The sequence below is a fragment of the Spirillospora sp. NBC_01491 genome, from assembly GCF_036227065.1.
In the GTDB taxonomy this organism is placed as follows: Bacteria; Actinomycetota; Actinomycetes; order Streptosporangiales; family Streptosporangiaceae; genus Spirillospora; species Spirillospora xylanilytica.
In genome coordinates this window covers 3,067,945-3,091,554 of sequence record NZ_CP109432.1, presented here as the reverse complement: position 1 = coordinate 3,091,554, position 23,610 = coordinate 3,067,945, and the positions used below count along the sequence as shown (strand labels likewise).

General features: G+C 69.6%; 12 protein-coding genes and 1 pseudogene. 9 read left to right on the top strand and 4 right to left on the bottom strand.

The features are described 5' to 3' along the window. The first annotated feature begins 122 nt into the window (after positions 1–122). From OHA34_RS14330 to OHA34_RS14300, 7 genes are all read left to right on the top strand, one after another. Positions 123–1,637 (top strand): DUF3375 domain-containing protein, encoded by a 1,515-nt coding sequence (locus OHA34_RS14330; RefSeq protein ID WP_285941487.1) that lies wholly within the window; start codon positions 123–125, stop codon positions 1,635–1,637. Beyond that, positions 1,630–2,301, top strand: a complete 672-nt coding sequence (locus OHA34_RS14325) for a DUF4194 domain-containing protein (protein ID WP_329521889.1) — start codon at positions 1,630–1,632, stop codon at positions 2,299–2,301. The genes OHA34_RS14330 and OHA34_RS14325 overlap by 8 nt, the downstream gene beginning before the upstream one ends. Then, on the top strand, positions 2,298–5,642 hold the full coding sequence (locus OHA34_RS14320; protein WP_329521888.1) for an ATP-binding protein: 3,345 nt from the start codon (positions 2,298–2,300) through the stop codon (positions 5,640–5,642). The genes OHA34_RS14325 and OHA34_RS14320 overlap by 4 nt, the downstream gene beginning before the upstream one ends. Next, entirely contained in the window at positions 5,639–6,895 is a 1,257-nt protein-coding gene (locus OHA34_RS14315) for a Wadjet anti-phage system protein JetD domain-containing protein (protein WP_329521887.1), read from the top strand. The genes OHA34_RS14320 and OHA34_RS14315 overlap by 4 nt, the downstream gene beginning before the upstream one ends. A gap of 113 nt (positions 6,896–7,008) precedes the next feature. Continuing rightward, positions 7,009–7,653 carry a dihydrofolate reductase family protein gene (locus tag OHA34_RS14310; RefSeq protein WP_329521886.1) on the top strand — a complete coding sequence of 215 codons (645 nt, stop codon included), beginning with the start codon at positions 7,009–7,011 and terminating at the stop codon, positions 7,651–7,653. Between the two features lie 981 nt (positions 7,654–8,634). Next, positions 8,635–9,606, top strand: a complete 972-nt coding sequence (locus tag OHA34_RS14305) for an RICIN domain-containing protein (RefSeq protein ID WP_285941479.1) — start codon at positions 8,635–8,637, stop codon at positions 9,604–9,606. A 3-nt stretch (positions 9,607–9,609) separates the two neighbouring features. Next, positions 9,610–10,434, top strand: a complete 825-nt coding sequence (locus OHA34_RS14300; RefSeq protein ID WP_329521885.1) for a hypothetical protein — start codon at positions 9,610–9,612, stop codon at positions 10,432–10,434. A gap of 98 nt (positions 10,435–10,532) precedes the next feature. On the opposite strand, the gene OHA34_RS14295 is transcribed toward OHA34_RS14300, so the two are convergent. The 3 genes from OHA34_RS14295 to OHA34_RS14285 all read right to left on the bottom strand — a co-directional run bounded on the left by OHA34_RS14295 (position 10,533) and on the right by OHA34_RS14285 (position 15,490). Beyond that, complete coding sequence (locus OHA34_RS14295; RefSeq protein WP_329521884.1) at positions 10,533–11,072, bottom strand: hypothetical protein; 540 nt, start codon at positions 11,070–11,072, stop codon at positions 10,533–10,535. Between the two features lie 370 nt (positions 11,073–11,442). Then, a complete protein-coding gene (locus tag OHA34_RS14290; protein WP_329522407.1) occupies positions 11,443–13,440 on the bottom strand; it encodes a WD40 repeat domain-containing serine/threonine protein kinase in 1,998 nt (665 codons plus the stop codon). Between the two features lie 22 nt (positions 13,441–13,462). Further along, on the bottom strand, positions 13,463–15,490 hold the full coding sequence (locus tag OHA34_RS14285; RefSeq protein WP_329521883.1) for a WD40 repeat domain-containing serine/threonine protein kinase: 2,028 nt from the start codon (positions 15,488–15,490) through the stop codon (positions 13,463–13,465). A 201-nt stretch (positions 15,491–15,691) separates the two neighbouring features. On the opposite strand from OHA34_RS14285, the pseudogene OHA34_RS14280 reads away from it, so the two are divergent. Both OHA34_RS14280 and OHA34_RS14275 read left to right on the top strand, forming a co-directional pair. Next, positions 15,692–16,296: pseudogene (locus OHA34_RS14280) on the top strand (transposase family protein). 521 nt (positions 16,297–16,817) lie between these two features. Next, a complete protein-coding gene (locus OHA34_RS14275) occupies positions 16,818–18,845 on the top strand; it encodes a GmrSD restriction endonuclease domain-containing protein (protein ID WP_285941472.1) in 2,028 nt (675 codons plus the stop codon). 932 nt (positions 18,846–19,777) lie between these two features. Here OHA34_RS14275 and OHA34_RS14270 read toward each other — a convergent pair. Beyond that, entirely contained in the window at positions 19,778–23,425 is a 3,648-nt protein-coding gene (locus OHA34_RS14270; protein ID WP_329522406.1) for a protein kinase domain-containing protein, read from the bottom strand. Positions 23,426–23,610 lie beyond the last annotated feature (185 nt).

The following is a 23,610-nucleotide window of genomic DNA, read 5'->3' as shown; positions in this document are numbered from 1 at the left end:
GATGCGGATGAAGTCGTAAACGCGGCGAACCGTCCCATGGGGTGCGCGACGGGTAGAGATGAGGACGATGGTGTCGGCGCTCGGGTGCGTGGCGTCGAGCCCAGGTCGTACCCTGGTCGGCGATGGGTACACGAGGTGTGGGGGGCGCGTATCAGGGTGCGCTCCGGGCGTTCCAGAACCCGATGCTCGATCTGCTCCACCGGACCTATGCGCCGTTCGTGGTGACCGTGCTGGCGATGATGTTCACCCCGGAGCGGCCGACGGTGGCGGTGGCGGACGCCCATGCGGAGATCGCCGACGCCCTCGACCAGTTGCGGGCCGCGGGCCACGGCTACGAGGGCGACCAGCCGCTGCCTTCGGGGAACGCCCGTGACCTGTGCAGGCAGTGGGTGCACGCGGGCTGGTTGGTGCGGCAGGTCTCCGACGACGTCGAGGTGTACCGGCTGTCCGCACATGGCGTCGGTGCGCTCGAGGTGGCCGGTCGGGTCGGCGGGGCGCGGACCAGGGTGTCGGAGTCCCGGGTCCGGACGCTGTTGGAGGCGGTCGAGCGGCTCGCGCAGGACGCGGATCCGGACGTGATGGCCCGGATGGCGCGCCTCCAGACGGAGATCGATCAGCGTCGGCGAGAACTCGACCGGCTCGAACGGGGCGGCGTCGTTGACGCCGTCGACGACGACCAGTTGCTCGAGGCGGCGGAGAACGTGCTGCATCTGGCACGGGAGCTGCCCGCCGACTTCGCCCGCGTCGCCGAGTCGATCAAAGCCATGCAGCGGGACGTCGTCGCCGACCTGCGGCAGGACGTGCGGCCGACCGGGGAGGTGCTGCGCGAGTACCTGGAGCGCGGTCGGCAGATCATGGACGCGACGCCGGAGGGCCGCGCGTTCGCCGGGGCGCTGCGCCTGGTCGGTGACCCGGCACAGATCGACGATCTGTGGAATCTGCTGCGCACCGTGCTGCGGCACGGGTTCACCGACCTGATGCCGGAACCACAGCGGCGGGAGCTCGCCGAGATCGCGCGCCGGATCGAGCAGGGCGTCAAGGAGGTGCTGGCCGCGCAACGGCAGGCGTCACACGTCATCACCACCCAGGTGCGCAACCATGACCCGATGCGGGACCGCCAGGTGGACGAGCTGCTGCGGGACGTGATGTCCGGGTTTCACACATGGGTGCCCGGCTCGCGCCGCAACACGGTCGTCGCCCCGCTGCGCCGCCTGCCGATGGCCGACGTCGGCCAGCTGCGGCAGACGATGAGCGACCTTCGGCCGCCCCAGCCGCCCACGCCGCTGCGGGAATGGGACGAGGCGGAGGACATGTCGGCCGCGGACACCCGGGCATGGGGAGGTCCGCAGTACGCCGAACTGCGCGCGCATCTGGCGGCGTTCACGGGCGACGCGGACGGCGTCGACGTCGCGGCGGCGTTCCGCGCGGCGGCCGAGCGGCTACGGCGGCCGGTGGATCTGCTCGGCCTGCTGGAGATCGCGCATGACTTCGGAATGACCGACACGGCTGAGGTCGCGGTGGTCGACGTGGTTCGGCCCGACCAGACGCGGCGACGGCTGGCGTTCGGCGGCGTGCTGGCGGCGAACCCGGCGTCGACGCGTGCCGCAGACGAGCGCCAGGGAGACGACGATGAGTGAACCGGACGGCGCGGACGACGGCTGGTCGACCGGCGCGGCGGCCGGCTTCATCGAGCCGGTCCCGATGGAGGACGACCCGACCGAACTGTTCGCCGGTGACAGGGGCACGCTGGACGTGGACGTGCGGCGGGTGCTGGTACGGCTGCTGCAACGCAGGTTCCTGCTGGCCGAGAAGAGCCCGGCGCAGTGGCGTACGCTGCTGGAGAACCAGCAGATCATCGAGTCGCGATTGCACGACCTGTTCGTCCGGCTCGTGGTTGATCACGACCGGGGCATCGCCTACAAGCAGCAGGTGCGCTCGGCGGAACTGGACGTCCCGATCCTGCTGAAGGACGACCCCTACAACCGGGCCGAGACCCTGGTGCTGGTCCACCTGCGGACCGTGTTCCAGCGGGAGCGCGGCACCGGCGAGACGTCCGCGCGGGTCGACATCGAAGAGCTGGAACAGACCGTGCTGACCTATTTCGATCCCGACGATCACAACCTTGCCCGCGGCCAGCGCGAGATCCGCAACGCGGTGCAGCGGCTGGTCACCGAGGGCCTGCTCGCGGAGGAGTCCGCAGGCCGGTACCGGATCACGCCGCTGGTCGAGGTCGTGCTGAGCACCGAGAAGCTCACCGAACTGAACCAGTGGCTGCGGGGACAGAACGAGGTCGCGCGATGAGCATGGTCGACACGCTGTTCGGGTTGATCCCGGCGGCATCGCGGGGTCAGCAGTGGGTGGCGCGGGACCTGCAATTGGTCAACTGGGGCGGCTACGACGGGTATCACCGCGTTCGGTTCGCTCCCGGCGCGACCCTGTTCAGTGGCGGTTCCGGGTCGGGCAAGTCGACGCTGATGGACTCCTATATCGCGTTGCTGATGCCGCACACCACGCCGTTCAACGGGGCGTCCAACGGCGGGGTGGTCGGTCGGCCCCGGGGCAAGGACCAGCGCAACATCCTCTCCTACGCGCGCGGGAAGCTCGACGAGTCACGGGCGGGCGGTGAGACGAGGTCGCGGGTGCTGCGCGGGGACGGCCGCGACACCTGGTCGGCGATCGCGATGACGTGGGCCGACCGGAGCGGTGCGGTGTTCACCGCGCTCCGGGCCTGGTACGTGCCGGCGTCGGCGCGCGCCCTCGACGACGTCGTCCAGGTCCGCGCCACCAAGGACGACGCCTACGATCTGCGTGAGCTGGACGACCCCGCGGGCACCAGGTTCGCCCACACCGCGGTCACCGCGACGGGCGTGACCTGCTTCGGCACCGACCGGGACTTCACCGCCCGGCTGCACACCACACTGGGCATCGGCGCCGCCGGGGACGGGCACAAGGCGGTCGGGCTGCTCGGCAGGATCCAGGCCGGTCAGCAGATCACCACCGTCGACGCGCTGTACAAGACGATGGTCCTGGAGGAGCCGTCCACCCTGGTCACGGCGGACGAGGTGGTGCAGCAGTTCGACGAGCTGTCCGGCACCCGGGACCGGATGATCACCGCCCGCCGGCAGGTGCGGGCCCTGGCTCCGATCCGCGGCCACCGGGACACCATCGACCGCGCGGTGACACGGTTGCGGGTCATCGACGCTGTCGGATCGTTCACCGACCCGATGTCCCCCGCGGCGCTGTGGCGGCATGAACGTCGGCTCGACCTGTTGCGCGCGGCCGAGCGGGACCTGACCGGACGGCGCCGCCGGGCCGAGGAGGAGGTGAAGGAGACAGCCGCGCTGATCAAGGCGGCGGAGTCCCAGCGGGACGCGGTGCTCGACACCTTGCGCGCCTCCGGCGGCGACCGGCTGGACACCGCGCGCCGGGAGATCCGTGGAGTGGAACAGCGGCTGGCCGACGTCGAACGCGCACGGAAGCGGTTGGACCGCGTCCTGGGCACCGTCGGCGCCACCGTGTCGACCGGCCAGGACTTCGCCGCGTTGGTCGACACGGCGCACCGGGCGCTGGCCGACTCCGACGCCAGGAGGACCGCCCAGAACGAGTTCGCCGAGGCGACCACGGAAAGCAAGGCCGCCGGACGCGATCTGGCCGGGCTGCGCGCCGAGCACAGCGCGGTCAAGGCCCGCCGCGGCAACATCCCCACCGACCTGCACGCCGCCCGCGACCGACTGGCCGACGCCGCCGGGCTCACCCCGGACGACCTGCCGTTCGTCGGCGAACTGATCGAGGTGCGCACGGAGTTCGAGCCGTGGCGGGAGGCGTTCAACCTGGCGCTCGGCGGGTTCGCCACCCGGATGCTGATCGACATCGGCCGGCTGAACGCGTTCCGCGAGGCGATCAACGCGGTGCCCGTCGCCCGGCGCATCCAGTTCGAAGGCGTCCGCACCGGTATGCGCGACGAGGTCGGGCTGAACGACAAGACGCTCCCCGGCCGGCTCGACTACCGGCCGTCGCCGTTCACCGCCTGGCTCAAGAGCGAACTCGCCCGCGGGTTCGACTTCGTCTGCGTCGAGGCGCCCAGACTGCTGGTGCAGTACCCCAAGGCGCTCACGATCACCGGCCAGACGTCGCAGCGCGGCCGGGGCGCGCACGGCGGTCACGGCCGGGCCAACCTGCTGGGATTCACCAATGCCAGGCTGCTCGCCGACCTCGGCACCCGGATCGACGCCGCCCGGAAACGTCATGATGACGCCCTCGAGGAGGCGACGAAGGCGGAGCAGGCCCTCAACTCGTTCGAAGAGAGGCGCACCGCCTACCAGACCGTGACCGAACTGTCCTGGGACCAGGTGGACGTCGAGTCGGTCGCCGCCGAACGGGACCGCTGGGAGCGAGTCATCACCGAGGTCCGCGCGGGCAACCCGGAGATCGACCGGCTGCAGCGGGAGTCGGAGGAGCTCCGGCAACGGTTCGCCGGGCTGACCGAGCGCATCGGCGGACAGAAGAAGGAGGTTGAGCGGCTCGGCAGCTCATGGGAATCGATCGTCGACGGGGTGGACGGCGCTCAGCGGGCACTCGACACCGCCGCGGCGACCGGCACCGAGGTGAGCCGGGAACACCGGGAGTACCTCGCGGAGCTGTTCGACGATGCCCAGGACGGCGCCGACCCCGCGACGGCGCTGGGGGAGTTCGACGCCGCGCACCGGCGCGGCGTCGAACGGATGCACGACGACCGAAAGTCGGCGGAGGAGTCGATCAGCCGGTCGCGGAAGGCGCTGCACGAGACGTTCTCGACGTTCGTCGAGCGCTGGCCGAACCCGAACCTCGGCACCGAACCGGACGCTTCCTACCGCGACTTCGACCGCCTGCTCACCGACCTGGAGACCAGCGGCCTGCACGAGCTGGAGATCGAGTGGCGCGACAGCCTGCTCAAACTCTCCGGCAACGACCTGACCAGTCTGGACAGCGAGCTCGCCGCCGCCGTCCGGGAGATTCGCGACCGGATCGACCCGGTCAACCGCATCCTCGCCGAACTGCCGTTCGCCGACGACGGCCACCGGCTGCGCATCGACCCGCAGGAGAGCCACTCCGCGGTGCGCGGCAGGTTCCGAAAGGAGCTGCGCGACGTCCGTGCCGTCATCGACAAGGCGGCCTCGGACGCCGACCGGGAACGCGCCTACCTCCGGATGGTCAAGGTGATTGACCGAATCCGCCGCACCGCGCCTGATTTCGCCGACCTGATCGACGTGCGCAACCATGTCCGGATCAGCGCGGAGAAGCGCGACCTCGCCGGCGAGCATGTCGCGGTCTACGACCACATCGGGGAGAAGTCCGGCGGTGAGTCCCAGGAACTGGTCGCGTTCATCGTCGGCGCCGCGCTGCGCTACCAGCTGGGCGACGCGGGCGCCGAACGCCCCCGCTACGCCCCCGTCTTCCTCGACGAGGCGCTGATCAAGGCGGACGCGCACTTCACCGGCCGGGCCATCGGGGCATGGCGCGGGCTGGGCTTCCAACTCGTCATCGGCGCCCCCAACGACAAGCACAGCGCGATCGAACCCCACGTGGACGCGGAATACCTGATCCTCAAGAACACCGAGGGACGGTCATGGGCGAAAGCCATCGTCGCGGTTCCCGACGCATGACCCCCCGACTGATCAGCCCGGCCGACGCGGTCGAGTCGCTCCGCCGCATGGTCCACCGGAAGTGGGCGGCAGCCGTGTGCGCCGACCTCGGCGTCGGCGACCCGGTCACGTTCTCCGTCCCGCTCCGCCCCGGCGTGTCGACCGGTAGCGCGGTGGCGCGGATCGGGCCCGCCCCCTGGCATGAGTGGTACATGCGCTGGCGTGAGTTCGCCGACCGGCACCCCGCGGGCGTGGTGATCGTCCGCAAGCCGATGTCCGTCCAGGGCGTGACGAACGACTACCCCACCACGCTCGTCGTGGACCTGGACGCCGCCGTCGCCCTGGTCTCCGGAACCGAACCGCCAACCGTGGACGTCGCCCGCGCCCGCGCGCTCGCGTCGTCGCTGCGGTCCACCGGCGCGGTCCTCACCCCGGCCACCGTCCGGGCCGCCTACCGGCTCGGAGCCGACGACACCGAGGTACTGCTCAGCGCGGTGACCTGGCTGCGTCGGCACCCGGACGCGGGCGCATGGACCGCGCGTCAACTCCCGGTCCCCGGCATGCACACCAAGTGGCTCGACACCCATGGCGCGTTGCTGCGCGACGTCGCCGGACGCGATGTCCGGGACGAGGTCCGGTCCCGGCCGGCCGTGCTGCACCTGACCTACGTCGACCCCGACCACGCCGCGTCGGGCCGCCGCAGGCATGACGCCTGGACCACCGGCGACACGCACGACATCGCCTACCAGCCGCGGATCGTTCTCGTCGTCGAGAACCGCGACTCCCGGCTCTGGTTCCCACCGGTGCGGGACACGATCGTGGTCGAGGGCGGAGGCCATGCGGCCGCGGCCCTGCTCGCGAACGTGCCCTGGATCCACGCTGCGGACCACGTCGTCTACTGGGGAGACATCGACGCGGACGGATACGCGATCCTCGACCGGTTCCGCGCCGCGCTGGCCGAGCCCGCACCGGACGAGGCGCCACCGAAACCGGTCGCCTCGATCCTGATGGACGCCGGCGACCTGCACCGCTACGCCCAGCACGGGGTGAACCATGACAAGGCGGGTCGCCCCATCAAGTCCTCCTCGGTGCCCCTGTCGCACCTCACCGAAGCTGAGGCGACCGCCTACGACACCATCGCAACCGCCGGCCCCACCCCGTTCCGCCGGATCGAACAGGAGGTCATTCCCCTCGCCCACGCCGCAACCCGGCTGCTGGACGTCTCCCATGAGATTTCCTCGCATGACCCCAGCTCAGACCACATAACTCAATGATCGAGCAGCACACGGTCGACGAGTATGAGGCTGGGTGCCGTCACTGCGATGAGTCTGCCGGCGCCCGCAGGTCTACCTCCCGACTGAGACGACCGACTCATCGGGAGTAAGACATGGGCCTCATCCACATCGAGCTCTTCGCAACCCTCGATCTCGTCGGGCAGGCGCCCGGCGGCCCCGACGAGGACCCGGTGGGGTTCCCGTTCGGCGGCTGGCAGGCGCCGCTGCTGGACGAGGTCGCCGGGGCGCAGATCGGTGCCGCGTACGAGGGTACGGACGCCCTCCTGCTCGGCCGGCGGACGTATGACATCTTCGCCGCCTACTGGCCGTCCCAGGAGGGCGGCGAGGACAACGAGATCGCCACGCTCTTCAACAGCGTCCCGAAGTACGTGGCCTCCCGCGGCAGGCCCGACCTGTCGTGGGCCGGGTCCACGCAGCTCGGCCCGGACCTGGCCGGCGCGGTCCGCGAGATCCGTGACCGGCACGAGCACGTGAAGGTCGTCGGGAGCCTGAACTTGGTGCAGACCCTCATGCGCGAGAAGCTCTTCGACCGTCTCGACCTCTGGGTGCACCCGGTCGTGCTCGGTGTCGGGAAGAAGGTGTTCGACGGTGGCGCGGTGCCCACGAACGTCACACTCCTCGAATCGCCGGTAGCCGGTCCGAAGGGCACCGTGTACCTGCGCTATGGGCTTGCCGATGGCACGCCCAGGACGGGGGACATGAGCGCACCCGATCGCGGCGCCGGGCGCGACGACTGAAGCCGCCCCGTGCCAGGTTCGGGAAGAAAACTTGATCACGCGGTCACTCGATCACTGCGCGACGACTTCTGTCCAATATTGATATCACTCACTGAATGATGTCGGAACGCATATCATTGCAGCTCAACTAAGTGATCTGATGGGTGTACCGCTCGGAAATCCCCTTCGTGCTGTGAGCTGGTCTTTGTGCTGCGGGGATCTTCCCGGTCACTCCGGCGAGGATCCTGCGCCGGCACCGTGACCTCGTCGCCCGTAGTGGAACGACCGCGATCCGGTCTTCATCGCCGCGTTCGATGGGGTCTTCAAAGCTTTAGGGCTCCTGGTGTCGGGAGAGTGACTGGACCACTGCAGGGTCACTGGTCACACAAGCCCGAAACCAACGTCCCCCGGACACCAAAGCTCTGCCCCGTCCAGGGGCCATCTGAACTCAACGACCTGCGATCCATCCGGCGAAGGCCTGTCGTCACGGGCGTGATCAACGAATACCATCACGCTGCATTACCACAGTTCAGGTCACGTAACTCATTAATCGAGAGGCGCGCCATCGAGCGCGCCTCGGAAATCCTCGCTGTCCGAATCGATCACGGCGGTAAAATCCCATTAGATCTCGGTTGTGATCGTCCTATAAAGCATGTCGGAATGGTCGCCGTAGGATGAGTTTTCGTCGCATGATCAGCCGCTGTGTTGTTGTGACTGGCCTTGCGCTTGGCGACGACCATTTTCGTTCGGAGGAGATCGGTCACCCCGTTCGAAGGCAAATAGCGGATTAATCGATGTAGGCCACGACGTCCGGAGCGGGCATATGGTTCTGGCGTGTCCGGTTATGGTCAGACGGTCGTGATTCCGTTCACAGGCCCTGCGGTCGCGCTTCGCGTTCGGTGATACTTGCCTAGAGCGTCGTCGGTGGCGCCGCGGTTCGACGGCGCCCTCGGGTGCCGCGGCGCTCGGGGAAACGTTCGTCATTGATTGCTCGGGGGCTCGATGATGACTGACGCGCGGCCGACGCCGCGGCATGCCCTGACCGCTGCGGAGCTGGTCGGCGCGGCCTGCCGGCTGAAGGCGTGGTCCGGACTCTCCTACCGTGAACTGGCCCGCCGCGCTGCGCGGCGCGGAGACCACCTGCCGCCCAGCACGCTGGCCACGGCGCTGCGGCGCGGTTCGCTTCCGGCTGAGCCGTTGCTGGCGGCGTTCGTTCGGGCCTGCGGAGGCGACGACGCGACCGTGGAGGTGTGGATCGCGGCGCGGCGGCGGATCGCCATGGGCGGCGCGACCGGCCAGGCGACCGCTTCACCAGCTGCTGCGGGGGACCTGCCGCCGGACCTGCGGAGGGACGCGGTCGCCGGTACGGGCGGGCCCGGGCCCGGGGCACGGAAGGGGCGTGAGCGGCGGCTGCTCGCGCGAGCGGTCGCGGCGGGGGTGGCCGTCCTGGCGTGCACTGCCGGGAGCATTCCGACGATCAGGGCGGAGACGGCGCGGCCGGAACGTCCGCGCGCGATCACGAGCGGCGGCGTCGGCGCGGGCTGGTACCGGATCCACACCGGGCCGTCCGGAGGGTGCGTCGGACTACGGGACGGCGGGGAGCGGCGGGTCCACCTCATCCAGGAGGACTGCCGCGCCGTTCCGGAGCAGCGCTTCTATTTCGAACGGTTCGACGGCTTCTACCGGATCCAGGCGGCTCGCTCGAAAGCGGACGCCGAATGCATGACCGTCGACCCCACCGCGTCCGGGAGCGTTCTCCGCATGAGCGCGTGCGAGCCGTTCGAACGCGCGCAGCGGATGTTCGTCGCGCCCATGCCGGGGGAACGGCATAGCTGGCTGCCCGCCCGGCTCGTCCTGCGCCCGGCCGCCGATCCGGGCAGCCGGGCGCTGCTCGGCGCGAAGCGGCCCGACGGGTGGGCGCGGGCCGCGAAACGTCCGGCCGACTTCACGTTCTATCTGACTGCGGAGGAATGACACGTGGACCGAGACTCCGTGCCGCCCGGTCCGCCCCGCCCGCTGACCGACACCTCGCGGGCGGTCTGGCTCGAACGGGAGGTGACCGGAGACGCGTCGGTGGTCGCGGCCCTGCTGCCCGCCTGCTTCGAGGCGTACGCGCGCGTGCTGCATCCGGCCGAGGACGCGGACGGCGGACCTGTGCGGTGGGACGCCGCGGCGTCCTGGGCCGGGGGCGCGATCCATCCGCGCGTCCAGTTCCGCGCGCTGGCGGCCCTGCGGCGCGGGACGCCGGACGACCCTGCTCCCTGGGACGAGCCGCCCGCCCGGGGAACCCTGGCGGCGCCTCAGCTCAGAGCGCTGTGCGCGGTGCTCGCCCGGCACACCGGCCGGGCGGACGACTGCCTGTTCTGCATCTGGGAGGGCTGGGGCTGGCTCGGCGGCTCGCCCGCCACCGGCGTTCTCCGGGCCGAGTCGGCGGAGCCCGGCGGCCCTCCGCCGTCCCGTGACCCGGCGCCGCCGCCGCTCCGGGCGCCGCCGCGCGAGCTGCTGGACGGCCCGCGGGTGCGCCTCCCCTGGCGCGACCACCTGCTGCTGGCCGGACCGCTGGCGGCGGCGTCGGAGATCGGAGACCGGGGGCCCGGATACTTCTTCCAGCAGTCCCCGAACGTGTTCTGGCCCGCCGACCGGGCGTGGTGCGCGGCGACCGACATCGAACTGGACTCGACGTACGTGGGCGGTTCCGCCGCGCTGGTCGCCGAGCTGCTGGACGATCCGCGCCTGGAGACCGTCCGGGCGAGCCCGCGCGATCCGCTCGGCGAGCACGGCGACGACGTCAACGGCGGCTGAACGGCGGCTGAACGGCGACCGGACGCCCGCCGCCCCGCCCCGCCCGGACGCGGTACGCCGAGGCGGAACGGGGCGGCGGGAAGCTCAGGCCGCGAACGCTACTTGGCGCACTTGTAGATGGTGACGGCCTTGCTCGTGACGGTCGAGGAGCCCGTCGGCGGCTTGTAGCCGGGCGGGAACACGACCCGCACCCACGCGCGGCCCTGGTACCGCTGCTTCTTCACGCAGCGGCGCGCGGCGCTGTGCGAGATCGTGTTCTTGCCGGTGTTGCTCTTCCAGCCGGTGGTCTTGTAGGGCTTGCCGTTCTTGTAGAGCCGCATCTTGATCCGCAGCGAGGCGACCTTCTTGGTGCATTTCGTGTCCGCCGTGACATTGACGCGGTGCTTGTCCTTGGCGTGCGCGTGGTGGGAGTAGTGCGGGTCGTGGATCCGCACCTTGCAGGTGATGACGGCGGCGGCGGCCGCGTTGACGCCGCTTCGGGTGGCGGTCAGGGTGGTCCCGCCGTCGGTCGGGGCGGTCGGGGCGGCCGGGGCGGTCGGGGCGGCGGACGCGACGGGGGCGGCGCCGAGCGCCAGGGCCCCCGCGACGGCGGCACCGGCGGCGAGCAGCGAGCCGCGGCGAATGGTCTTGGTTGCCAAGTCTCCTCCAGTGAAGGTGGTCGACAGGCCGCCGGCCCGAGGACGATCGAGGACGGTCGGGGGCCGGCGGGACATGGTGCGACACTCGCCGGAAGGCGCGGATCCGGGCAAGAGAACGGCCCGTACGGGTCCGTGCGAACTTGTTCGGAATCGTTCATCGCAGGTCAGGCAGGCGGCTCGGCGGGCTCAAGCCGGGCAGACCGTGCCACTTTGTCTGTGTCGAAGCCGGTTTCGCGTGCCGGCCAGTACCGGGGCCGGCCTCGCAGCCGATGGGCTGACCCATCTCACCGTGAGCGGCCTTGGAACGGGGGGAACGTCAAGAATCGGGTGTTGCGCCGGAAGGCCGGTAGGAGCCGACCGGCTCGCGCTCCTACGTGGGCACCTCCCACAGGCGGACGGTGCCGTCCTGGCCGCCGGTGGCGAGGGTACGGCCGTTCGGGCTGAAGCGCACGCTGAGGACGGCGCCGTCGTGCCCGGTGAGCGCCGGGCCGACCTGCCGGTGGCGGGTCACGTCCCACAGCCGTACGGTCCCCTCCGAGCCTCCGGCCGCGAGAATGCGGCCGTCCGGGCTGAACACCGCCGTATGGCAGCGGCCGTCGCACCGGAACGGAGTGCCCGTCTGCTGGCTCCGGGCCACGTTCCACAGGCGGGTGGTCTCACCGCCCGCCGTCGCCAGCGTCTGCCCGTCGGGGCTGAACACCACGTCCTCCATCCAGGAGTCGTGCCCGGACAGGTTCCCGCTGAGCCTCTTGCGGTCGTACACCTCCCACAGCTGCGCCACACCGCGGGTGTTCCCGGTGTCGGGATCCTCCTCGGTGCCGGTCGTGCCGATGGCCAGCATCCGGCTGTCCGGGGCGAACGCCAGGGCCTGCACGGTGCCGGCGCCGGTCTCCAGAAGCGGGCCCACCTTCCGGTCGTCCAGGTCCCACAGCCGTACGGACTGGTCCGTGTTGCTGGTGGCCAGGACGCGGCCGTCCGGGCTCAGGGCCAGGGACGTCAGGGGCCCGAGATCGATGTCGAGGTCGCCCGGCTCGCCCTTGCCCGACACCGGGAAGAGGCGGAGGTAGCCGTCGTCGCCCGCGGTGTACAGGACGCTGCCGCCGTGGCTGATCGCCAGCGCGTTGACGCCGTCGGGGTGGTCGAGGGGCGCACGGCGCTGCTTCCCGTCCGCGACGTTCCAGAGCCGTACCGTGGCGTCGTCGCTGGCGCTGGCCACCGTCCGGCCATCCGGGGTGAACACCAGGTCGCGTACAGACGCGGTGTGCCCGCGCAGCGAGCGGCTCTGCGGCGGGGCCGCGGACCGGTGCGCCCCGGGGTCGCTCCGGGCAGCAGATCCCGACCACGGCGCCACCACCAGGGCGGTGGCCACCGCCGCGCATGCCGCCAGCACGCCGCCCGCCGCCAGCGCGCCGCGCGGGGAGACGAGGGCGGTGAACAGGCCGGAGCGGGGGCGGCGGGTGTCGACCAGGGTCGCCACAGGTTCCGGGCCGGGTGCCCACCCGATCCAGGCCCGCCGCTCGTCGATCATCCGCTGCACCGCGGGCGGCCACGGCTGCGCGGCCGGGGCGACCGCGCCGGCCATCGTCGCCAGCCGGGTGGGGGCCGGCCGCCCGGCCGGGTCCTTGGCCAGGCAGGCCGCGACGGCCGGGCGGAGCCGGTCCGGTACAGCGGACAGGTCGGGCTCGGCGTGCACGACGTTGTACAGCGCCTGCGCCGGGCCGGGCCCGTCAAAGGGGCCGCGACCGGTGCAGGCATACACCAGCACCGACCCCAGCGAGAAGACGTCCCCGGCCGCGGTCGCCGACCCCTCCTCGGCCTGCTCCGGCGACATGTACCCGGGCGTGCCGGCCAGGACGCCGGTCTGCCCCTCGCCACCGTCGCCCTCGGCCGCCCGCGCGACCCCGAAGTCGATCACCTTCGGGCCGTCGGCGGCCAGCAGCACGTTGGACGGCTTGAGGTCGCGGTGCACCAGCCCGGCCCGGTGGATCTCCACGAGCGCGGCCGCGAGCCCGGCCGCCAGCCGCAGCACCGCCGGCTCCGGCAGCGGCCCGGCCGCCCGGACCGCGTCCCGCAGCGACGGCCCCGGCACGTACACCGACGCCAGCCACGGGGTCGGCGCGTCGGCGTCCGCGTCGAGTACGGCGGCCGTGTACGCGCCGGACACCCTGCGGGTGGCCGCTACCTCGGCGCGGAACCGCTCCCGGAAGCCGGAGGCGCCGGTCAGCCGGGCGTGCATGAGCTTCACCGCGACCGGCCGCCCGTCGGGCGCGGACCCCAGCAGCACCCGGCCCATCCCGCCGCGGCCGAGCTCGGCGAGCATCCGGTAGTGCCCGACCCGCTCCGGGTCGGACGCGGCGAGCGGTCGCATGGTCACCTCGCTCACCAGTGGCTCAGGCGCGGGTGCGGCCGGCGACGTCGTAGAGCCACACCTTCTCGTCGCCGCCGACGGCGAGGACCTCCCCGCCCGGGCTGAACGCCACGGCGGAGGCCTTGCCCGTGATGCCGATCGGCTTCCCGACCTCCCTGCGTCCGGCCACGTCCCATAGCCGCACGGTGGCGTCGTGACCGACGGTGGCCAGCAGCCGGCCGTCCCGGCTGAACGCGATGCCCTGCGGGGCGTGGTCGTTCCCGCGCACTATCTCACCGAGCGGAGCCGCACTCCGGATGTCCCACAGCCGCACGGTCAGGTCGCCGCTCCCGGTCGCCAGCGTCCGGCCGTCCGGGCTCATCGCCGCCTGCGTGATCTGGACGGTGTGCCCGCGCAGGGGCTGCCCGACCTCCTTGCGGGACTCCACGTCCCACAGCCGCACCAGATTATTGGCGGTGACGGCCAGCAGCCGCCCGTCCCCGCTGAACGCGATGAACGACATGATGTTCGCCTTGTCGAAGGTGAGCCCGCCCACCTCCTTGCGGGAATCGGTGTCCCACACCTTCAGGTGGGAGCCGACGGCCGCCAGCCGGTCCCCGGCAGGACTGAAGGCCACGTCGCTCACCGGGGCCGGGTCGTCGGTGAAGTCGAACATGGGGATGCCGAGGGTCGCGCCGATCTGCCGGCGGGTCCGCACGTCCCACACCTTGACGCCGCCGTCCATGCTGGCGGTGAGCAGCAGCCGCCCCGCTCTGTCGAACCTGGCCTTGAGGGCCGACTTGGAGGCGATCTTGAGCGGTTGGCCGGACGGCCGCCGGGCCTTGGGGTCCCACAGCCGTACAGTGCCGTCCTCCCCGGCGGTGACCAGGAGATCACCCGAGCCGTTGAACTCCACATGGTGCACGGATCCGGCATGGCCTTCCAGGACTGCCAACGGCTTCGCGTCCGTACTGCCGCTCCCGCCGGACGTGCTCTTCCGACCGGATGCCGGCTCGCCGTCATCGCGCAGTGCCCAGGCAGCGGTGCCGCCGAGCGCGGCGAGGCCGAGGGCGGCGCCGCCGCCCGCCATCAGCAGGAACCGCCTCCTGTCCGGAGCCGGCGCGACGGCCGTGGGCGTGGGCGCCGGTGCGGGCGGGATGTGCGGCGCCGGGGCCTCCGCGGCCTGAAGCAACCGGGCGACCTCGGCGTCCTGGCGCGCGATCGTGTCATGCACCGGGCCCGGCCAGGGCGGGGCGGACGGCGGTACCTCGCCGATCGACCGCAGCAGCTCGGCGGGCTCCGGCCGTGCGGCCGGGTCCTTGGCCAGGCAGGCCGGGACGATCTCGCGGATCCGGTCCGGCAGGTCGCCCAGCACGGGATCGGTGTGGATCACGTTCTGCAGGGTCTGCGGGGTGCTCCGCGCGTGGAATGGGCCGCGGCCGGTGCAGGCGTACACCAGCGTCGAGCCCAGCGCGAAGACGTCGCTGGCGGTGGTCAGGTCCCGCCCCAGGGCCTGCTCCGGGGACATGAAGCCGGGCGTGCCGACCAGGGCGCCGGTATGGGTGAGCTGGGTGCCGTCCTCGCCCTCGACAGCTCGCGCGATACCGAAGTCGATCACTCGCAGGCCGTCCTCGGTGAGCAGCACGTTGGACGGCTTCAGGTCGCGGTGCACCAGCCCGGCGCGGTGCACCTCGATCAACGCGGCGGCGAGGCCGGCTGCCAGCCGGAGCGCCGGTCCGGCCGCTAGCGGCCCGGTCGCGGCGACGACCTCCTGCAGCGACGGGCCTGGAACGTACACCGATGCCAGCCAGGGCTCGGCCGCCTCGGGGTCGGCGTCGATCACCGCCGCGGTGTAGGCCCCGGAGACCCGGCGGGAGGCGCGGACCTCGCGGCGGAATCGGCCGCGGAACTGGTCGTCGTGCACGAGCTGCTCGTCGACCAGCTTGACCGCGACCAGCCGCCCGTCCGGCCCGCTGCCGAGCAGTACCCGTCCCATGCCTCCGCGGCCGAGCTGGGCGAGCATTCGGTAATGCCCGATCTGGCCGGGATCGGACGCCTCCAAGGATCTCACGGCACACCTCCTTTTCTCAAATAGACAGTATCGTCTGATTGGCCATTGCGGAGGCATCCACGATCATCCGTCACTGCGCCGCCACCTTCCTCGCCCCTTCTAATTGGGGTAGTCTGGCGCATTTGTCCGCTATGTAGGTTTTGCCCAAAAGCTGTCCCGTATCGGGGGACGATCTCGGCCGTTGATCTCGCTGTGGAGCACGTGATCAGGACCGATCGGGACGAGTGGGTGCCGGTGTTCACTGGCCTGTCGGTGCGGCGGTTCCGCCGTCTGGTGCGGATCGTTTCGTGGTGGTGAGCAGGCCGGTACGGGTCGGCGGTGCAGCCTGCCGCCGGCCGACCGGGTACTGCTGATCGCGGTGTACTACCGCACCAACCTCACCCTCGGGCAGGTCGCGCTGTTGTTCGGGGTGGAAATCGGCCGCGCACCGGGTCGTCGCCCACTCCAACACCCGACTGGTCGTCGCGATCGGACGTTCGATGCCAGGAAACCACAACGATTGCACCGCCTGCCGTGATTCGGACGCCGAAGCGGCCTGCCGGGGCGCACACGTGATGGCCGACGGCGGCTACCAGGGAAACCGGCAGGTCATCATGCCTTACCGGCGGCCCCGCGATGGCGGCGATCCGCCAGCCTGGCAGCACGAACGCAATACCGTTCACAAACGCGTGCGCGCCCGCGTCGAGCACGCCTTCGCGCACATGAAGTGGTGGAACATCCTGCGCAACTGCCGACGCAAACGCGACGGCGTGCTCCACGCCACCCACGGCGTCGCCCTCATGCGCAACCTGGCGATGGCCGGCTGACCACGACCCCGGACGGGCCGCTCACGGGCAACGTGCCCGGCCGCGCTTCTCCATTACGGGACAGCCTTTAGGACGAGCATCAGTTGGCCATCGGGTCCCACCCGAGCACGGCCCTTGTCAAACGATTCTTGGTCTAGGCCTTTGTGTCCAAGCCAGCACCGGACCTGTTGCTCGTTAAGAGGAAGCATCGCCCGCTGGCAGATCAGTTTGAAAGACGGATCGGTAACGTCCCACTGCCATGTCCACATCCTTCATCTTCGGCTTGCCGCGCTACAGGAATCGGACGTGGGAGCTGGTGCGACGAGGTGTCAGGAGGACGTCCCGAAGGCCCGAGAGGTTTACCCGGCTGGAGGTGGCTGCTCACCGAGACGAGGCTCGAGGTCGTGACGTGAGGTTGATCCACTTCAGCGGCGATACTGGACGGGCGTCAGCGCCTGCCGAAAGCGAGGGGAGGGGTGCGATTCGGTAGCTGAGGCGGTCACAATGGTCTGATCAACACTGATGAGCCAGGGAGGGGCACTGTGGTCGCGGCACGCGAAACGACTCTGCAGGAACTACTGGAGGGGTCCAAGCAGTACCAGGTGCCGCTCTACCAACGGACCTACGGCTGGGAGACCGAGCAACTGCAGCGGTTGTGGGACGACGTTGAGCAGCTAGCTGAGGACCGAGCGGAACGTCCGGGTATCACTCATTTCATTGGGTCGCTAGTGCTGGCCCCAAGTCCTACGAACGGACCTGCAGGGGTGCAGGAGTTCCTGGTAATCGACGGGCAGCAGCGGCTGACTACACTGGCGCTCCTACTGTGTGCAATTCGTGATCACCGTGCCGACCATGACGGGCCGGAGCACCGCGCGCGGATCAACGAGCAGTTCCTGGTGAACAAGTGGAAGCCCGAGCAGCAGCGGATGAAGCTCGTACCGACGCAGGCTGACCGGGCGGCCTTCCGCGCCTGCCTGGACGCCACGGCAGAGGCAGGCGGGCAGGACCCGGTGGGACGGGCCTACCGGTTCTTCCGTGCACAACTCGTCACCGTGGACGATCTCGAAGATCCGAACGACATCGAGCAGATCGAGAACGCGGTTATCTCTGGCCTTGCCCTGGTGTCAGTGACGGCTCAGGCCGGTGACAACGCCCACCGCATCTTCGAGTCCCTCAACAACACTGGCCTGCGTCTCACCCAGGGCGACCTGCTGCGGAACTACCTGTTCATGCGGCTGGGAGCAAGGTCGGAGGTGGTGTACGAATCGCTGTGGCTGCCACTACAGGAGAGCCTGACCAGCGAGCAGCTTGAGTTGCTGTTCTGGCTGGATCTGGCTCAGCGGGACCAGAAGGCCAAGCAGACCGACATCTACTCCGGTCAGCAGCGGCGGCTTGAGCGGCTGACCCAGGAGGAGATCGAGGCAGAGGTAGGAAGATTCGCTGTACTCGGTCGGCTCCTGAGAATCATTCTCGAGCCGCAGCAGGAAGCTGACTCGGTGGTGCGGCACCGGCTGGAGCGGCTCGGTGCCTGGGGTTCCACCACGGTCTATCCATTCGTCCTGTACGCCTTGGACCGCCGTGCACGAGGTGAGGCTAATGCCGAACAGGTGGCGCGCGCCCTGCGCTACGTGGAGAGCTTCCTGGTCCGCAGGCTGCTGACCGGACAGCCAACCAAGAACGTCAACCGGATCCTGATGTCACTGGTGACCGAGCTAGACCGCGACCTGCCAGTGGATGAGGCAGTGCTGGGCTACCTGTCGACGGGCCGCAAGTACTTCGCGACCGATGCCGAGGTCCGTGACGCCGTTCCCACAGTGCCGTTCTACCTACATGGGCGTGCCCAGCAGCGGTGGCTAGTGCTGCGTTGGCTGGAGGAATCCTACGGCAGCAACGAGCCTGTGGCAGGGGACAGGCTGACCATCGAGCATGTCCTGCCGCGTACCGTCAGCCCGGAGTGGCGAGCCGTCTTGGAAGGAGACCTAGAAGCGGGAGAAGACCTGGAAGAGGTGCACGAGGCGGTCGTCCACACTCTCGGCAACCTGACCCTGACCGGCTACAACTCCATGCTGAGCAACAAGCCGTTTGCTTGGAAGCGCACCGAACTCGGTAAAAGCAGCATCCGCCTGAACCAGGAGATCGCCGCCTGCAACCGCTGGGGCCGGCCACAGATCCACGCCCGCTCCGAGGGGCTGGCCGAGCGGATTATCGCCGAGTGGCCCGGCCCACCGGGCCGGGGCCACAAGTCCGAGCCGGACTGGGAAGTCATCAAGCGCGCACTTGCCGCGCTGCCCTCTGGCTGGTGGACGACGTACGGTGATCTGGCGGCCCTGGTCGGCGCCCACGCCAGGGTCATTGGCCGCCGTTTGGCCAGCACCCCGCTCCCAAATGCACACCGTGTTTTGCAGGCGGATGGACGCATCACGGATGGGTTCGCCTGGGTGGAAGAGGGGCGCACCGACGATCCTCGCGAGACCCTCAAGAAGGAAGGGCTTACGTTCGATGCGCTCGGGAGAGCTGCCGAACATAGGCGACTGCGGACGGATACGCTCGCGGAGCTTGCTGTGTTGTAACCCAGGATCCTGCCCGCGGTGTTCGGCCACAAGGGCACGACCTCTGCACCAGGCATCGGCCCCGTGCCATGCCGGGCCGACCTGGCGCCAGTTCCTCACTGTTCAAGCGGCTGTGGGTGCTGGTGTTCATCGAGCACGGTAACCCGCAGGATTCATCTGGGCGATGTGAGCGCGAACTCGACCGGGGCGTGGACAGTTCAGCAGGCCCGCAACCTTGCCGTGGACCTGGGCCACCTTATCGACACACTGCGGTTCCTGATTCACGATTGCGATCCGCTGCTCATCACTGCGTTCAGTGAGGTTTTCAAGGCCGAGGGGCTCCGGATCATCACGATCCTGCCGCGGACTTGGTCGAACGCTGCATCGGCCGACTCGAGCAATGGCGCGTGGCATCGCCACCCGCCACGACAAACTCGCCCAACTACCCAGCCGCCATCACCCTGGTCACAGCCCTGCTAGGGATCAACACACGATCCACCGGACAAGCCCTGGACCACGCCAATGAAGCATACGGCTCGCTGGTGGTCCGGGTGGCGCATCGCGTGTGATCCGCGGGGTGCTGTGTCTGGGCTGGGGGCCGCGAGTGAACATTGAGCGGCGGTGGGGACGAAGTACCCCAGAAACGCTGATGGGCAAACGCTGTGGTGCTTGCGTTTGCCCAGGTCAGAGTGGGTGTGCCGTCAGGGACTTGAACCCCGAACCCGCGGATTAAGAGCCCACTGCTCTCTTGTCAGAACAGTGCTCTCGGTGTTAATTGCTATCGCCTTGTCCGCATCGAGCGTCACTTGCGTGGCGCGCTGTGCCGTCGTCTGTTGGCCGGTACCGGTGCCCCCGAGCGAACAACGAGCGAACACGGTAGGCGGGGTGTCGTGTAGTGGAAGGACGTGATGCGTACTCCAGTGGCCTGAGTGGGTGGGGGAGTGGTGGTGCGGTCAGGTACAGACCTTACGGAACTTGACCTCGGGTGGCGTGTACTGGGTCCATTCCTGGTGTGTCAGCGTACGCGCAGCCATTTCACAGGCGAAACCGGCAAGCTCCTTGTCCTCGGGCATCGCTACATCCCACAACCACCCGATGCCGTCGGGGTTCCCCGTGGCAATGGTGTGGCCGTCGGGACTGAACGCCACCGACTCCACGCTGCCGGTGTGGCCGGTGAGGGGTGCGCCGATCGGCTGGTGGGTGCGCACATCCCACAACCGCATGGTCTTGTCGCTGCTGCCGGTGGCCAGGGTGGTGCCGTCGGGACTGAACGCCACCGACTCCACGGAGTCGGTGTGGCCGGTGAGGGGTGCGCCGATCGGCTGCTGGTTGCGCACATCCCACAACCACACGTTCTTCTCCTCGTTCCCGCCGGCGGTGGCCACGGTATGGCCGTCTGGGCTGAACGCCAACGAATCCACGATGCTGGGGTAGCCGGTGAGGGGTTTACTGGTCGGTTTGTGGTCGCGTACATTCCACAACCGCACGGTTTTGTCGTAGCTCCCGGTGGCAATGGTGTGGCCGTCTGGGCTGAACGCCAACGAATACACGTTGTAACCGGTGATGGATTTACCGACCTGCTGGTGGTCTCGTACATTCCACAACCGCAGGGACTCCCTGTCGGCTCTGCCGGGGTTGAGTTTATCGTCCATGCCGATGCTGCCGGTGGCCAGAGTAGTGCCGTCGGGACTGAACGCCAACGAATAAACTCCGCCACTGTGGGTGATGGGTTCACCGATCGGCTGGCGGGAACTCACATTCCACAACCGCACGGTGGCGAAATAGCCGCCGGTTGCCAGGGTACGTCCGTCTGGGCTGAACGCCACCGACACCACCTGCTCGGGGTCTTGGCCATCAGTGAAGAGTTCGCCGATCGGTTCGCGGGTGCGCGCATCCCACAACCACACTGTGTCGTCCGTGCTGCCGACGGTGGCGAGGGTACGGCCGTCGGGACTGAACGCCACCGAACCCACATCGTGGCCGGTGAGGGGTTTGCCGGTCGGCTGGTGGGTGTGCACGTTCCACAACCGCATGGTCCCGTCGCTGCTGCCGCTGGCCAGGGTGGTGCCGTCGGGACTGAACGCCACCGACTCCACGGAGTCGGTGTGGCCGGTCAGGGGTGTGCCGACCGGTTTGTGAGTTTTCACGTTCCACAACCGCACGGTCTTGTCGTAGCTGCCGGTGGCCAGGGTGGTGCCGTCATGGTTGAACGCCACCGAGTCCACGATGCTGGTGTGGCCGGTGAGGGGATTGCCGGTCGGTTGGTGGGTGTTCACGTTCCACAACCGTGCGGTCTTGTCGCTGCTGCCGGTGGCCAGGGTGGTGCCGTCGGGACTGAACGCCACCGACAACACATCGCTGGTGTGGCCGGTGAGGGGTGTGCCGACCGGTTTGTGAGTGTTGACATTCCACAACCGCACGGTCTTGTCGCCGCTGCCGGTGGCCAGGGTGGTGCCGTCATGGTTGAACGCCACCGAGTCCACGATGCCGGTGTGGCCGGTGAGGGGTGCGCTGGTCGGCCGGCGGATGTTCACGTTCCACAACCGCGCGGTTCCGTCGCTGCTGCCGGTGGCCAGGGTGGTGCCGTCGGGACTGAACGCCACCGACTCCACGGAGTCGGTGTGGCCGGTGAGGGGCGTGCCGATCGGTTTGTGAGTTTTCACGTTCCACAACCGCACGCTCTTGTCGCCGCTGCCGGTGGCCAGGGTGGAGCCGTCGGGACTGAACGCCACCGACTCCACGGGGGCCGTATGACCGGTGAGGGAGATGGATTGGTGGGTGCGCGCGTTCCACAACCGCGCGGTCTTGTCGCCGCTGCCGGTGGCCAGGGTGGAGCCGTCGGGACTGAACGCCACCGAATCCACATCGCCGGTGTGACTTTTGAGGACCGCGCGTTCTGGTTTGACCAGAATGTCGAGAAGGCCGGCGCGGTTTTCGGGGGTTTGTCGGAAGCGCCGGGACGCTACGGCAAGGAGCGCCGAAACCGTCGGGTCGGTGGCCTGCTTCGCTCGTGTGAGGAGCTGGTCGGACACGACGGTGTCGCGTTGGCGGGTGGCTGTGTCGCGTTGCCGGGTCGCGGTGTGTTGCGCCTGGACGGCCCATCCGGTCGCGGTGAGGGACAGCAGGGTGGCGACGGCCAGCAGCAGGGCGGCGATGCGGGTGCGGCGGGTGCGGGCGGTCTGGGTACGGGTGCTGGCGTCCAGCAGGCCGCGCTCGGCACTGTTGGGGAAGGGCGGGTGCCCGGTGCCGGCCCAGCGCATGGCTTGATCGAGATTGATGCCGGTCAGCACGTCACCGCGGCGTCGACCGTTGCTGTCCCAGGTGTGAGCGGCCTGGCGGAGGCGGTGGTGGGCAGCCAGGTCCTGGCGATGGCTGTCGAGCCAATCGTGGAGTCGGGGCCAGGCTCGCGGCAGCGCCGGGCGGGTCAAAAGGACCCGCTCGGCCGGTCGCGGGGACGGCTGTGGTCCGGCAGGGTCCGGCTTGTGATCACCGGTGATGGTCAGCAGGGGCGCGAACGCCCGTACCACCCGCTCCAGCGCCTCTCCTTCGGCAGGCTCAGGACGGTCGAACAACTCCCTTGCCGGCACCGGGCGGATGGACCATTCCCCCGTCTCCTCTCCGGGCACCACACACCGTAGGAACACCTCGGGGACCAGGCGCTGCTCTTCGGACGGCAGGTCGCTGTAGATGTCCTCGGCGAGTTTCCCCAGTGCCGGGTCGCCCGGTTGCCATCCGCTGTGCGGGGCGGCCCGCCCGGCCGCCCACCTGACCAGGTTCTGCGGTTCGCCGGTGTCCTGGTTGGGATCGCCGGTCAGTGCCGCCAGGATCGCCCGCGCCGACGGGCGTCGCAGCGGATCCTTGTCCAGTGCCGCGGCCACCAGCGCACGTAGCGGTTCGGGCAGCGCCGACAGGTCGGGCTCGTGGCTGCGGACCTGATGAGCGATCTGCGGCAGGTCGCTGCCGGTGAAGGCGTGCCGCCCGGTGGCGGCGAATACCATGATCGCGCCCCAGGCGAACACATCGGCCTCGGCCCCCGCCCGCTTACCCGCATACACCTCCGGCGCCATGTACCGCAGCGTCCCGACCAGCCCGCCGCCCTGAGGGGCCGAGTGGGTCTCCACAACTCGCGCGATCCCGAAATCGATCAACCGGGGACCATCGGGCCCCAGCATCACATTGCCTGGTTTCAGATCGCGGTGCACCACCCTGGCCTGATGGATCGCCGTCAACGCCGTCGCGATCCCGATCCCCAGCCGGTGCAGCTCATCCCCGCCGAACCGGCGCGGCTGCCGGTCACCGGCCCCGGTCACGGCGGCCTGCAGACTCACCCCGTCGATGTACTCACTGACGATGTAGGGCCGCGGCGGCTTCAACCGCACCTGCACGATCCGCGCGGTACAGAACGAGGCGACCCGCTGCGCCGCACGCGCCTCGGTCCCCATCTGCTCCAGATCCTGCGGCGAGTCCGACGCACTGTGCAGTACTTTGACCGCCACCCGTGCCCCATCAGGCCCATAAGCCTCGTACACCACACCCTGCCCACCCGCACCCAGCCGACCCGCAAGCCAGAACTCCCCGACCCGCTCCGGATCTCCCGGCACCAACCGATCCACCAACCCCGACACCCCTTCCCCGAGCCCCGGCCGGCACCCGCCGGCCTCATGTGGAACCAACAACGTCACAATCGATCACCAACGGGTGTGACGCCACCCAAACGAGCGAAGTTCACCACGAGCTCGCCCTGCCGAATTTCGGTACCCATCCGTCCTTTCGGATCGAGCACTAC

Bases quoted from the DNA above. Each gene is read 5' to 3' on its own strand.
- OHA34_RS14330 (WP_285941487.1), top strand. From the start codon at position 123: ATGGGTACACGAGGTGTGGGGGGCGCGTATCAGGGTGCGCTCCGGGCG.
- OHA34_RS14325 (WP_329521889.1), top strand. From the start codon at position 1,630: ATGAGTGAACCGGACGGCGCGGACGACGGCTGGTCGACCGGCGCGGCG.
- OHA34_RS14320 (WP_329521888.1), top strand. From the start codon at position 2,298: ATGAGCATGGTCGACACGCTGTTCGGGTTGATCCCGGCGGCATCGCGG.
- OHA34_RS14315 (WP_329521887.1), top strand. From the start codon at position 5,639: ATGACCCCCCGACTGATCAGCCCGGCCGACGCGGTCGAGTCGCTCCGC.
- OHA34_RS14310 (WP_329521886.1), top strand. From the start codon at position 7,009: ATGGGCCTCATCCACATCGAGCTCTTCGCAACCCTCGATCTCGTCGGG.
- OHA34_RS14305 (WP_285941479.1), top strand. From the start codon at position 8,635: ATGATGACTGACGCGCGGCCGACGCCGCGGCATGCCCTGACCGCTGCG.
- OHA34_RS14290 (WP_329522407.1), bottom strand. From the start codon at position 13,440: ATGCGACCGCTCGCCGCGTCCGACCCGGAGCGGGTCGGGCACTACCGG.